The sequence below is a fragment of the Streptomyces ipomoeae 91-03 genome, assembly GCF_000317595.1.
GTDB classification, from domain to species: Bacteria; Actinomycetota; Actinomycetes; order Streptomycetales; family Streptomycetaceae; genus Streptomyces; species Streptomyces ipomoeae.
This window is the reverse complement of record NZ_AEJC01000599.1, coordinates 23,746-36,086: the sequence shown is the minus strand read 5'-3', so window position 1 is coordinate 36,086 and position 12,341 is coordinate 23,746. Positions and strand designations below refer to the sequence as shown.

10 protein-coding genes and 2 pseudogenes are annotated in these 12,341 nt (G+C 69.5%); 5 read left to right on the top strand and 7 right to left on the bottom strand.

What is annotated here, in order from left to right:
* Positions 1–141: 141 nt before the first annotated feature.
* Positions 142–546, bottom strand: coding sequence for a Gmad2 immunoglobulin-like domain-containing protein (locus STRIP9103_RS52400; RefSeq protein WP_234022411.1), 405 nt, complete (start codon positions 544–546; stop codon positions 142–144).
* A gap of 48 nt (positions 547–594) precedes the next feature.
* On the opposite strand from STRIP9103_RS52400, the pseudogene STRIP9103_RS47695 reads away from it, so the two are divergent.
* Positions 595–1,236, top strand: a pseudogene (locus tag STRIP9103_RS47695) (ATP-binding cassette domain-containing protein); the annotation flags it as partial.
* Positions 1,237–1,239: 3 nt separating this feature from the next.
* On the opposite strand, the gene STRIP9103_RS38515 reads toward STRIP9103_RS47695, so the two are convergent.
* The 3 genes from STRIP9103_RS38515 to STRIP9103_RS38505 all read right to left on the bottom strand — a co-directional run bounded on the left by STRIP9103_RS38515 (position 1,240) and on the right by STRIP9103_RS38505 (position 6,675).
* Positions 1,240–2,973, bottom strand: coding sequence for a sensor histidine kinase (locus STRIP9103_RS38515; protein WP_009336411.1), 1,734 nt, complete (start codon positions 2,971–2,973; stop codon positions 1,240–1,242).
* 410 nt (positions 2,974–3,383) lie between these two features.
* Complete coding sequence (gene rox, locus STRIP9103_RS38510) at positions 3,384–4,961, bottom strand: rifampin monooxygenase (protein WP_009336429.1); 1,578 nt, start codon at positions 4,959–4,961, stop codon at positions 3,384–3,386.
* 391 nt (positions 4,962–5,352) lie between these two features.
* Positions 5,353–6,675 (bottom strand): RNA-guided endonuclease InsQ/TnpB family protein, encoded by a 1,323-nt coding sequence (locus STRIP9103_RS38505; protein ID WP_009336404.1) that lies wholly within the window; start codon positions 6,673–6,675, stop codon positions 5,353–5,355.
* Between the two features lie 23 nt (positions 6,676–6,698).
* On the opposite strand from STRIP9103_RS38505, the gene tnpA reads away from it, so the two are divergent.
* Positions 6,699–7,130, top strand: coding sequence for an IS200/IS605 family transposase (gene tnpA, locus STRIP9103_RS38500; protein ID WP_078614191.1), 432 nt, complete (start codon positions 6,699–6,701; stop codon positions 7,128–7,130).
* Positions 7,131–7,730: 600 nt separating this feature from the next.
* On the opposite strand, the pseudogene STRIP9103_RS38495 reads toward tnpA, so the two are convergent.
* Both STRIP9103_RS38495 and STRIP9103_RS38490 read right to left on the bottom strand, forming a co-directional pair.
* A pseudogene (locus STRIP9103_RS38495) lies at positions 7,731–8,339 on the bottom strand (glyceraldehyde 3-phosphate dehydrogenase NAD-binding domain-containing protein); the annotation flags it as partial.
* Between the two features lie 186 nt (positions 8,340–8,525).
* Positions 8,526–9,218, bottom strand: a complete 693-nt coding sequence (locus tag STRIP9103_RS38490) for a response regulator (protein ID WP_009336432.1) — start codon at positions 9,216–9,218, stop codon at positions 8,526–8,528.
* Between the two features lie 154 nt (positions 9,219–9,372).
* Between STRIP9103_RS38490 and STRIP9103_RS53645 the strand changes: the two genes are divergently transcribed.
* Positions 9,373–9,768, top strand: a complete 396-nt coding sequence (locus STRIP9103_RS53645) for a hypothetical protein (RefSeq protein WP_048821737.1) — start codon at positions 9,373–9,375, stop codon at positions 9,766–9,768.
* Positions 9,769–10,212: 444 nt separating this feature from the next.
* Here the strand turns inward: STRIP9103_RS53645 and STRIP9103_RS52395 are convergent, their stop codons facing one another.
* Entirely contained in the window at positions 10,213–10,521 is a 309-nt protein-coding gene (locus tag STRIP9103_RS52395) for a hypothetical protein (RefSeq protein ID WP_141580735.1), read from the bottom strand.
* Between the two features lie 198 nt (positions 10,522–10,719).
* On the opposite strand from STRIP9103_RS52395, the gene STRIP9103_RS52390 reads away from it, so the two are divergent.
* A complete protein-coding gene (locus STRIP9103_RS52390; protein WP_009336431.1) occupies positions 10,720–11,703 on the top strand; it encodes a helix-turn-helix domain-containing protein in 984 nt (327 codons plus the stop codon).
* A complete protein-coding gene (locus tag STRIP9103_RS38470) occupies positions 11,700–12,269 on the top strand; it encodes a helix-turn-helix domain-containing protein (protein WP_009336410.1) in 570 nt (189 codons plus the stop codon). The genes STRIP9103_RS52390 and STRIP9103_RS38470 overlap by 4 nt, the downstream gene beginning before the upstream one ends.
* Positions 12,270–12,341: the final 72 nt, after the last annotated feature.

Here is a 12,341-nt window from a genome sequence, read left to right as displayed (position 1 = left end):
CGGCCTCACGCCTCTCCGTCCTCGCGGTCGCTGCGGCGCCGTTCGCCGACCCCCACGCGCACGCCGGTCGCCGCGACGCGGCGCGGCACCACCGCGTCGCGGCCCGGGGCTCGCTCAGCGAGCACTACGAGGATCACCTCATCAAGTAGCTGCAAGGACACTGCCCTTCGTCCCTCCCATGGACTGGCGGACCCCGTCGGACGGGCCCGGAAAACGCCCGTGACGCCCTCCGCCTGTGATGGCGCGCCGGAGTGCGCGAGCGTGCACCCACCTAACCAGACGCCTCACCCAGCGAATCCGTTCGATTACGCTCAGGAGCAGAGCCTCGCCGTCTGGGCCGTACCGCTCATCAGCCTCGCGCTCGTCGCCCTCGGGGTTCTCGGAACCTTTCCCCTGTTCTTCCAGCTCTTCGTACGCCGTGAGCGTGCCGGCACCCGAGCGGGTCGCCTTGTAGGGGATGGTCACGTCGGACGTGCCGCGGGTCCCGGTACCGGAGGTGGCCGTGACGTGGCCGTCGGCCGCAGTGCGCCCGGTGGTGTCTGTGATCTTCAGCTTGAGCGTCGTCTCACGGCATCGATCTGGACCTCACCCCGGCGCCGGATCGCGGTCGTCGGGCCGAGCGGCTCCGGCAAGACCCCCTGGCCCAGGTGCTGCTCCGGTTCCTCGACCCGGCAGCGGGCCACTGCACACTCGCCGACACCGACGCGACCACCGGGTCCGGGGACTACGTACGACAGGCTGTCGGCCTGTGCGCCCAGGACGTCCACGTCTTCGGCAGTTCCCTGCGCGAGAACCTCCGGCTCGCCCGCCGCGACAGCACCGAGCGGGAGCTGTGGGCGGCCCTGGCGGCGGCACGCCTCGACACCTGGGCGCGCGCTGCCCGCCGGCCTCCACACCCCCGTCGGCGAATACGGCGCCCGCCTCTCCGGCGGCCGGCGCCAACGCCTCGCCCTGGCCCTCGCCCGCGCGTTGCGCGCCGACCTCCCCGTTCTCGTCCTCGACGAACCCACCGAGCATCTGGACCCGCTCACCGTCACACGCGAACGGGCCACCGTGCTGATCACCCATCGGCTCAGCGGCCTGGAGCAGGTCGACGAGATCCTCGTCCTCGACCACGGCCGCATGGTCCAACGCGGCACCTGGGACGAACTGGCGGCAGTGCCCGGACCGCTGCGGCGCACAGCGGAACGCGAACCCGCCGTCGCCCGTGGACGGGTGCGGCGGCTCAAGCCGTGAGGGCTACTGGTCCGTCACCGGCACACGCCAGCGCAGGACGGTGCCGCCGGTGGCCGGACTGGTCCACTCCAGGTCCCCGCCCAACTGCTGGGCCCGTTCCGCCATGTTGCGCAGGCCGCTGCGTCGGCCCTCGGCGGGAATGCCCACGCCGTCGTCGGAGACCTCCAGCCGCACTTCGCGCCCGTCGGTCTCGAGCGCCACCTCGGCACGGCCGGCATGTGCGTGCCGGGCGATGTTGGTCAGGGACTCGGAGAGGACGGCCACCACGTGGTCCGCGGTCTCCTTGGATACATGGGTGTCCAGCAGGCCCTCCATCCGCAGGCTGGGGGCGAAGCCGAGCACCGGTGCGGCCTTACCGACCACACGCACCGCCCGCGCCCGCAGGCCGGGCCCGGCGGCTTCGTCGCGCGACCGCAGGCCGAAGATCGTGGACCTGATGATCTTGATGGTCTCGTCCAGGTCGTCGATCGCCCGCACCACGCGCTCCGAGGCCTCCGCGTGCTCGATGAAGCGGCCGGCGCTCTGCAGCGTCATACCGGTGGCGAACAGCCGCTGGATCGCGAGGTCGTGCAGATCCCGGGCGATGCGGTCGCGGTCCTGGAGTACCGCGATCTGTTCGGCGTCCCTGCGGCGTTCGGCCAGCTCCATCGCCACCGAGGCCTGCGCGGCGAAGCCCTGCAGCGATTCCGTCTCCTCTTCCGAGAACACGGGCCTGCCCGCCTCCCTGACCAGCAGAACGACGCCTCGTACGCCATCGCCGGAGCCGATGGGGACGGCCACGGCCGGGCCGAGGCCGGTGAAGCGCTGTGGGCCCGTCGCCACGCGCTCGTCGCGCGTGATGTCAGGGCTGGAGACGGGAGTGGCATGAGAGAAGGCCTCACCGATCAGGCTGTCGGCCACGGGCAGCACCAACCCTTGGTGCGTCTCCGCCTCCTGCCCGATGGCCAATTCCACCGTCAGCGAGTCGGTGTCCTGCATCGGTACCGCGACCACGGCCAGGGCCGCACCGGTGATCTCCCGGGCCCGTTCCGCGATCAGTCCGAGAACCTCGCCGCGCTCGCTGCCGGACATGAGGCTGTGCGTGATCTCGGCGCTCGCCCGCAGCCAGCGCTCGCGCAGCCGGGACTCCTCATACAGCCGGGCGTTGTCGATGGCCACACCGGCCGCGACGGCCAGGGTGGAGAGCACCGACTCGTCGTCCTCGTCGAACTGGACCCCGCCCCGCTTCTCGGTCAGGTAGAGGTTGCCGAAGACCTGGTCCCGCACCCGGATCGGGACGCCGAGGAAGGTGTTCATCGGCGGGTGGTGGGGCGGGAAGCCGTACGAGGAGGGATGCTCGGAGAGCTTCGTCAACCGCAGCGGCTCCGGGTGGCGGATCAGCTCGCCCAGGATGCCATGGCCCTCCGGGTAGTTGCCGATCTGGACGACCTGCTCGTCACTGACGCCGACCGTGAGGAAGTCCGACAGCCGCTTGCCGTCCGGCCCGATCACGCCCAGGGCGGCGTACTCGGCGTCCACCAGCACGGCAGCGGCCTCCACGATGCTGCGCAGCGCCTGCTGCAGGTCCAGCTCCCGGCCGACGGAGAGCACCGCCTCCAGCAGGCTGTGCACCCGGTCGCGCGTGCCGCGGGCCGCGTCCAGGCGGGCCTGCAGCTCCTCCAGCAGCTCATCCAGCCTCAGCTGCGGCAACCGTACGCGGGCCTCCCGGGCCTCCCGGGCCTCCTCGGAACTTCCCACCCCTGATCCTCCAGGTCGCCATCCACCGTGCCGACAACCGACCGTGGCTTGTCATACGCCACGGTACGGCCCACCGGAGCGGACGGTGCAGGATCAGGCCGGGCAGCGGCTCTGCCAGGTCGAGGCCTCCTCGCCGCCCGCCTCCGCGGCTCGGGCCGCCCGGCGCGTGGTCACGCCCTGCCGTCGGGCACGACGGCGACCGGGCAGGCGGAGTGGCGCAGCAGCCCGTGGGCCGACGCCGCCCGCGCCGCCCTCTATCGGACCTGGGGTCACCTCAAGGACGAGTTCGAAGCACGGCGGGCCGCGACCAGGGCCGCCGGGCACCAGCCCGACCCCCGCGAGGCCCGCATCGCGCGACTGCGCGACCTCAACCACCGCCTCACCGGCAAACTCGCCCGCACCAACCCTCCTCACGGGCCTTTTCGGTTGCTCGGGCGAAATCGGTTGGCGGGCTTGCCGAACCAACGGGAGAGGTGGTCGTCCAGGTCCTGCTGATCGTCGCCGATCCAGGCGACGTGGCCGTCCGGGCGCAGCAGGACGCAGGGAACATCCAGTGCCGCAGTGGGGTCCGCGAGGTAATCGACCCGGTCTGACCAGCCGCCGACGGTCAGGCGTTCGGTGCGGTCCAGCAGCAGTCCGCGGCCACGATGCAGCAGACCGTAGAGGTGGCCCTGTTTCACGTCGATGTCGCGCAGGCGGCGGCCGAGCAGGTCGGGGCCTTCGCCGAAGTCGTAGCGGATGCCGATCGCGGTGATCTTCTCGATGAGACAGCGGTTCACCTCGTCGAAGTCCATCAGTTCGGTGAGCAGCCTGCGCACGGCCCGCGGGCCCGGTTCGGTGGAGTGCAGTTCCATCTGGGCGCGGGTGTTGTCCAGCACGTCCTCGGCGACCGGATGGCGTTCGGCCTGGTAGGTGTCCAGCAGTGTTGTGGGCGCCCAGCCGCGGATCTGTGCGGCCAGTTTCCAGCCGAGGTTGAATGCGTCCTGAACGCCCAGGTTGAGGCCCTGTCCGCCGGTGGGTGGATGGATGTGTGCCGCGTCGCCGGCCAGCAGCACCCGCCCGACCCGATAGCGTTCGGCCAGCCGGGTGGCATCCCCGAAGCGGGACAACCAGCGCGGGGAGTGCACGCCGAAGTCGGTTCCGGCGATGGTGCGCAGCTGTTGTCTGAAATCCTCGAGGGTGGGTGGTTCCGCGCGATCGCTGACTCCCGCGGCGGGGACTACGACGCTATATGCCCCTTCGCGGAAGGGCCTGAGCCAGAATCGCTTATCGGTCTTGTGGATTTCGGTCACCTTGGTGGCGATCTCCTCCTGCGGCACACCCACTTCCATCTCGCCCATCAGTGTCTCGGTCCGCGAGGGCTCGCCGGGGAAGCCGACGCCGAGCAGTTTGCGCACCGTACTGCGCCCGCCGTCGCAGCCGACGAGATAGCGCGAACGCAGCCGTTCGCCGTCGGCCAGCTCGACGGTCACACCCTCGTCGTCCTGCTCGAAAGCGGCCACCGCACAACCGCGCCGGACCTGCGCACCCAGCTGGATCGCATGTTCTTCGAGCAGATGAACGATGACGGGCTGCGGGATGCCCAGCAGATAGGCGTGCGCAGAGTCCAGGCCCTTGGGCGCGGGTTTGTCGATGGCGGCGAAGAATCCGCCGGCCGGACGCTGTCTTCCGTGTTCGAGCATGCGATCCAGCAGTCCGCGCATCGCCATCAGCTCGAGACTGCGGATGTGCAGACCGACTATGCGGGCGAACGAAACGGGCTCGGTTTCCTTCTCCAGAACGAGTACCCGCACATCGTGCAGCCGCAGTTCGGCGGCCAGCATCGCGCCGGTCGGGCCGCACCCGGCAATGATCACGTCGAACATGAGGGGCGCGCGATCAGCGTCGGAAGCCGGCGACCTGAGAACTCCGGGGACGTCGGCCACGGTGAAGTCGGGCTCGACCGTATCGTTCGACGACGGCTCGGCGGTGAACTGCGGAGAGTCCATGGGTGTTGCCTTTCGGGAGTGCCTTGTTGTCGAGGCGCTCCCGGCGACACCTACGTCAATCGCCCGACCGTGACGGGAAGAGGGAGCGCCCACATCGATACAGCGTCATGGGTCTCACCTCCTCGGGCGGTGTCCGGTCCACCGCAAGCTACAAACCCGAGCATCACCCCGTCCACTCCTTTTCCCAGCCACGTGATCACGACTCCGAACGGGCCCGTGCGGACGGCGCGCTGCTCGCTCTCGTGGAGCAGGCCCGGCCAGTGCCTTGCGCTGTTCGCCGCTGGCCTGGTTGCCGCGGTTGAACATGCCGTCCAGGAGCTCGGGGTGCTCGCTGAACATGGTCTGTTGAAGCGCTCTCCTCCCTTCGCAAGCTCAGGAAGGAGATTCCTGCCTACCTTGCGGTGGCGGGCTTGACGCGACGAGCGCGCCTGACGACTGCCCTTCCGGCAGTCGGGACGAGCGCGTGGCCCGTCCGGTACAGGTGCAAGACGTTCCGGGCGGCGTTGTGGTCGGCGTTGCCCGACCAGCCGCAGTCCGGGTTCTTGCACACGAACACGGCCTGGGACTCCCGGCTGCCCGGCGTGGTGAGGCCGCAGGCTGAGCAGCGCCGGGAGGTGCCGGGGGCGGGAACCTTGTGCAGGGTGCCGCCGTGGCGGGCGGTCTTGTACGTCAGCATCGTCACGGTCCGTCCCCATGCCTCCTGGCTGATGGAGCGGTTCAGACCGGCCTTCTGCTTGACGTTCTTGCCTGGCTCCTCGATGGTGCCCCGGGCGCTCTTGGTCATGTTCGCGATGTCCAGGTCTTCCACCACGAGCACGCTGTAGGTGCGGGCGAGGTAGGTGGTGGTCTGGTGCTGCCAGTCGGTGGCCCGTCGCTTGGCTTTCGCTCGGAGCTTGCCGATCTGGTCGTATACCGCCCGCAGCCGGTTCGATGACCGCTGTTTGGGCTTGCGGTGCTGCTTGAGACAGGCAGCCTGCCTCTCCAGGCGGAGCAGCTTGGCCTTCTCCTCGGGGTTCAACCACTTGTCCCGGTCGGAGGTTTTGTCCGATAGGCGGGCCGGACGCCCGTGGTCCTGGTGGTTGCCGTCGGAGAGGGCGAGGGGGATGTTCACTCCGGCGTCGATGCCGACTTCCGGCCCCCGGTGGGGTTCGGGCCTGGGTTCCAGGGTGGTGACGCGGAAAGCGATATGCCAGCCGAGGGCATCCTTCACGAGACGAGCACCAGTGATCCGACTGCCGGCGCTCGCGTGTCTGCCGACCGGCAGGTCGCGGGTCCAGCGGAAGCGGACACGGCCGACCTTGGGGACGTTGACCATGCCCCAGCGGCGGTGCACCCGAGTGATCTGAAGGTCGCGGCCCTGCGGGATATCCACGCTCATCACCGACCGCAAACGAGCCTTGAAGTTCGGTTCCCCGGTCCGGCCCTCCCAACAGTTCTTCCACGCCTGGAGGTACGTCTTGAGGACCGCCTGCGCGGCCTGCGCGGGCAGGACGGCAAGGAAGTCGATCTCCTTGCGGGCCTGCCGTATCACCGCGTCAGCGGCGGCCAGTGACCGGCGTTCCCTGGGAAGCATCGTCCACCAGGCGTGTAGGCAGTTCCACATGGTGCGGGCCGCGTGCGCCTGGTCGTCGATGAGCCGGGCCTGCGCAGGGCTCAGTGCCAGCCGGGCGCGATGCCCGAACTGCCACTCGCCTTGCGCACGTTCCGTGGTCACACGATCACTGCACCATTCGGTTTATGTCACCGCGCCGGAATCCAAATCCCGATATACGCACGGGTCGTCACGTCGTCTGCAACCTGCATGTGCACTTGGTCTTCGTGACGAAATACGGGCGCGGGGTGTTCACCGACGCCATGCTCACCAGATGCGAGGAGATCATGCGGGATGTGTGCACCGACTTCGAGGCCGAACTGAAGCAGTTCAACGGCGAACACGACCACGTACACCTGCTCGTGCACTACCCGCCCAAGGTCCAGCTCTCCAAGCTGGTCAACAGCCTCAAAGGCGTCTCCGCCCGGCTGCTCAGAAAGGAATACAGCACGCACGTGCGCCGCTACCTGTGGGGCGGGCACTTCTGGTCCGGCTCCTACTTCGCCGGAAGCTGCGGCGGAGCACCGCTGACCGTCGTACGCCAGTACATCGAGAACCAGCAGCGTCCCAGAGGCTGAGCGAAACAGTACAGACCCGTGCTCACGTGCGGGTCGGAGCGGTTTTGAGACGCGCTTCACCTCCCCCGTAACCGGGGGAGCACTGCGCAAGGTCAGAGGTAGAAGCGCGTCGTGATCTCGTCCAGGGCGCCGCCCACGGCGGGCAGGGTGGCACGGACGACAGCGGCGGACTCGGGCGAAAGCATGGGTCTCCTCAGAAACGCAGACTGAAGTGCAGACGTGCGCGGGCACCCGGCTCACACATCACAACCGCAATCCATTAATCCGCCGCTCGGCCGCGTTGTCGGCCTCCTCCGCCGGATCGGGGCCGAACGGCGATGCAGGTCAGGACCTTGGGCCCGGCGGTGTGGCGCGAATCGGGGCCGGACGGCCCTACCGGCCTGCCCGACCGTCCCGGTTGCGAGCCCGGTCGTGCACGTGTCCCCGGCACGGCGGAGGGCAAACACCGCCCAGGGGAAGGCGATCGTCACTCCACCCTAGGGACCGTAGGTTCGTAGGTTCGTAGGTTTCGTGGGTTCGTGTCGAGCCCACGGCCCGCGTCGGCGCCGCGGTCAGCCCAGCGGGAGGCGGGCGGCGACGTACTCGGTGAGGTCGAGGAGGGGGGTCGCCCACGACGTCGCGGGGGACGATCGGGGCGTCGATATACCCACAGCATGCCCTTCAGCGGCCCGTCGGCGGCCTCCCGGAACGCGGCGTTGACCTCCTCGGCGGTGACGGCCCGGCCGAGGACCACGCTCAGGTCGGTCAGGGAACCGTCCTCCACGGGGCCCCGTACGGCGATGCCGTCGAGGACGACCTGGTCGTTGGTGTAGCCGTGGATGGTGGTCATCAGGCCCTTGTCGATACCGAAGACCTCGTCGAGCACCTTCACCATGGGCGCCACGCAGTTCATGGTGCACGAGGCGTTGGAGACGACGTGGTCCCGCTCCGGATCGTACGTGCCCTCGTTGACACCCATGACGGCGGTGGCGTCAACTCCCTTGTCCGGCACGGACAGCAGCACCTTCCGCGCGCCTGCCTTCGGACGCAGGGCCGCCGGGTCGCGCTCGGCGGAGACGACGACCCGCAGCCCGCCGCCGGTGAGGTGATGTCGTTCACCGCCACGACCTCGACCGGGGTACCGGTGCCGCGCTCCGCGCGCTCCAGTACGCGGCGCAGGTAGTTGCGGCCGATGCGGCCGAAGCCGTTGATGCCCACGCGCACGGTCAGGTCCGTCGTCCTCCCGATCGGTGCCCGGTGGTGTCCGGGGTGGGTTCCCAGCCTGCGCACAGGCGATCGAGAGGGGCAGGGGCCGTACGGGGGCGAGCCGAGGGAATTCGGCCCGGTGCCGGGCTTCGCCGTTGCCCGGCGCCGGCTGCCGCGTCGCCTCACGCCTTCGCTGCAGCCGGCCCCGCGTCAGTGTCCTTCCTGCCGCAGTCGGTCCCGGGCCTCGGTGGCGATCACGGCGGCCTGGATGCGCCGCTCCACGCCCAGCTTGGCGAGCAGCCGGGAGATGTGGTTCTTCACCGTCTTCTCGGCCAGATACAGGCGCTGGCCGATCTGCCGGTTGGTCAGCCCTTCGCCGATCAGCGCGAGGATCTCCCGCTCGCGGTCGGTCAGACCCGGCAGCGCGTCCGGCTCCTCCTCCTTCCGCTGCCCTCCGCGCAGCCGGGCCATCAGCTTGGTGGTGGCGCTCGGGTCGAGCAGGGACTGGCCCCGGGCCACCGTGCGTACAGCAGCCACCAGGTCGGAGCCCTGGATCTGCTTCAGCACGTACCCGGACGCCCCGGCCATGATCGAGTCCAGCAGGGCCTCCTCGTCGTCGAACGAGGTCAGCATCAGACAGGCCAGGTCAGGCATGCTCGAGCGGAGCTCGCGGCACACGGTCACGCCGTCCCCGTCCGGAAGGCGGACGTCGAGGACCGCGACCTGCGGGCGCAGCGCGGGGACGCGTACGAGGGCCTGCTCGACGGTGGCGGCCTCGCCGACCACGGTGATGTCCGGTTCGTCGTTCAGCAGGTCGTGCACCCCGCGCCGCACCACCTCGTGGTCGTCCAGCAGGAAGACCCGGATCGGGTTGTCGGGTCCCGGCCGCTCGCCGTCCGCCATCGCATGCTCCTGTTGTCCGCGTGCCGCGTTCCGCGCCGATGTCCGCGTGGACGCGATGGGCCGTCTCGTTGGAGATCCTTGTCGGTTCCGGGACGAATGGCCAGGGCCGTTCGGCCCCCGTTCGGCCGAATGACCAGGGCCGGTCGGCCTCTGCTTGCCCGAGCTCGTGGTGCCGCGGGTCGGCGCCGTCGAGGAACCGGGGCGTGGGACGACGGCAGCCGGTGGCGGGACCCACGGTCTCGGTGCCGGGGCCGGGTTGCACTACCGCGCCCCGAACGCTTCCAGGGCATCGCCCGCACCCCTCGGCCTGCCCGCCGCGACCGCGCAGGAGGGCGTGGAGTCGCTCGCCGCGGCCGTGGAACGCCTGCGCGACGCCGTGGGCATCGAGCCGTCGTTCCGCACGCTCCGCATCGACGAGCGCGCGTTCCTCGACGCCCTGCCCCAGCAGGCCCTGAACGCCTACGGGGAACAGTGCGCGCCCGCGAATCCACGGATGCCGATGCTCGACGACATGCAGGAACTCATGCACACGGCCTACTACGACAGGTAATTCCGGAGCACCCCTCTGACCTGGGCTTATGGCAGTCGAAACGGCTGTGACCTGCTAGGACGGGTTGCAGAGGCGATCGGAGGCAGTCAGAGGGAAACGCTCTGATTCGACCCCGGTTCGACCCGGGCCGCTCGGAGGCAGTCAGAGGCGATCCCTCTGATTCTGGCTCCGAGTGGACCCGAGTTGGCGGGCTCGATCAGGACGCCAACCTCGACGCTCTTCGCTTCGACCCCGGTCGAGCCGCGATGGGGACGCCTGCCTCCATCGGAGCCAGGCATACGAAAGCCCCCAGGACGGCCATCCTGGAGGCTTCGTTGGCACCGATTGGAGGTCGGTTCCGGACACCACCCGTGGTTTTAGCGGGCCTAGGTGGCGTCCATGTCTTTGCGAGACGACCTCAGAATGCCATACGACGCACGCTCTCCGCACTACTCCCAAAAGGCTTCACGTCCAGCAAACTCCCAACCAGAGGCAGTCACAGGCACCCAAATCTCCCTGCAGGGACTCACCGGCCTCCCCCGGGTCGCCGCTGATCTGGTTCTTCTCGGAGACCTCACCGGCCGGTATGCGGCGGGTAGCTACAGCAAGCTCGATCACGGCGGACGGGTTGTCCATCGCGAAGATCGGCAGGGTATGGCCGAGCACGGCCACCGGATCACCACGGCCATCGCCTGTCACGTCGCCCGCGCCGGGGGCACCGTCGACCAGTTGACACACCTGCTCATGCACCCGGATCACGAGGGCGGCAGGCATACACAGAACATCGCGATGCGGTCTGGGCAGGCGCGCGCGCTCGCGTACATCCGTCGAGTGTGGGACAGCGCCTGCGCAACGGTCCACAGCACGGCAGAGGTCGTGTCCCGCCAGCACGCCCACGAAGATCTCGCGGCTCTTCGCGACCGTATCGAGGTCACGCCGTGGCCTGGGAAGCGAGGACGCACCGCCTTGCGAGTGCTGCTGGCCCATCTCAACTTCGCCGAGACTGCTGGCGGCCGTCTGCACGCCGCGAGTGAGCGCCAGGCCGCCGAGGAAGCCGGGATCTCCCGACAGGCTCTGCGCAGCGCGTACGAGACCGTACTGAAGCCAGGAGGGTGGCTGCGTCGGCTGCGGGCTGGCCGTGGCAAGGAGGGCTCGACTTGGTACCTCGGCAACGGCCCTGGTGGCTCCTCGCAGTCCCCGTCTTCTCGTCAGAAGACCACTCAGTTCCCCCCCTACCCGGCACTTGAGGAGTGGTCCACCTCCGAGACGCCAGTCTCGACCGACCTCGACTCCACTGTCATCAGCCGCCTCATGGCCCACGACGCCTTCGCCCACCACGGTCTGGGCAGCCCCGCTCTCTTGATCATCGGAGCCCTGCACGCACGCCCTAACCAGACCGTCAGCGAACTCGTCATCGCCTCCTCCGTCTCTCGGGCCACCGCCTATCGCGCCCTCCGCCGCCTCGCGCGCCACGGCCTGGTGCACCACGTCGGCGAAGTCTGGTCGTTGGCTCCCCGGGCCCTGGAAGGTCTCGGTAACAGTCACCCGGAGACTGTTACCGACCGGCAAGTCATGCCCTCGCGCGGCTGGGACCAGATCGCCTCTCAGTGCGGAACCGCAGGCACCTCTGCCAGCCGCAGGGCCCTCCACGCCGCCGAACGAGCGGCGTATCGGGAGGCACTGGAGCGACTGTCGGAGCACCGCAGCAAGGCCCTCGTTGTGGTCCGCGATGGCCGTCAGGTGCTGGTACCCGCGCTGCGTCCAGACGAGGTTCCCACGCAATGGCGCAGGCCCGGCGGAGTTGTCCTCAACCCGGCGACAGGCCAGGTCGATCCGGCCTGGCGGGTCGCCAGCGACGGGCGATTGATCCTCATCACCCCCTACGACCAGCGCTCGTACGACGAGCTGGCCGCCGCACACACCGAAGCACTCAGAGAATGGGAGTCCGCTGCATGAGCAGGAAATCATCGAGGCAGCCTGAGGACGTACCGATCACGCCGGAGGCCTTGCGCGCCCGCTACGAGTCCGGGGCCACGGTCGACGAACTCGTCGTCGCCAGTGGGCTGTCGTACGGCACGGTGCTCAACCGGCTGCACGAGGCCGGGACCGAGATGCGCACGTCGTGGCAGACCCGCCGGATGCGCCAGGACCCGCAAGCGCGCCGGCGTCTCGCGGCCCACCTGCGCACCCTGTACGAGCAGCACGGCGCGACCCTCACCGAGCTCGCCGCGGCGGGAGCTGGGACGAGGCGTGCTGCCCGGCGCCTGCTGATCGAGGCCGGCGGCACCGTGCGCACCACGAAGCAGACGCTGCGGATGCGCGCCGCAGCGCGGGCCGCCGAGCGGCAGAAGCTCGCGCTGTCCCTGCGCGCACGGTACGAGGCTGGCGCCACCGTGCCGGAGCTGGCTGAGGACTGCAACTACTCCGTGGCCACGGTCTACCGGCTCCTGCACCAGGCCCGCACTCCCATGCGGCCCCGGCACCGCCATGGCCCCGCGGACCAGGCGAGGAAGCGGTCATGAGGACTGCGGCCCTCTCTGATGACCCCCGCGGTGACGTTCGACTGAACGTCCCCCTCCGGCATCATCCGGACT

Bases quoted from the DNA above. Each gene is read 5' to 3' on its own strand.
- STRIP9103_RS52395 (WP_141580735.1), bottom strand. From the start codon at position 10,521: ATGCCTGCCGCCCTCGTGATCCGGGTGCATGAGCAGGTGTGTCAACTG.
- rox (WP_009336429.1), bottom strand. From the start codon at position 4,961: ATGGACTCTCCGCAGTTCACCGCCGAGCCGTCGTCGAACGATACGGTC.
- tnpA (WP_078614191.1), top strand. From the start codon at position 6,699: ATGTCACCGCGCCGGAATCCAAATCCCGATATACGCACGGGTCGTCAC.
- STRIP9103_RS38490 (WP_009336432.1), bottom strand. From the start codon at position 9,218: ATGGCGGACGGCGAGCGGCCGGGACCCGACAACCCGATCCGGGTCTTC.
- STRIP9103_RS38470 (WP_009336410.1), top strand. From the start codon at position 11,700: ATGAGCAGGAAATCATCGAGGCAGCCTGAGGACGTACCGATCACGCCG.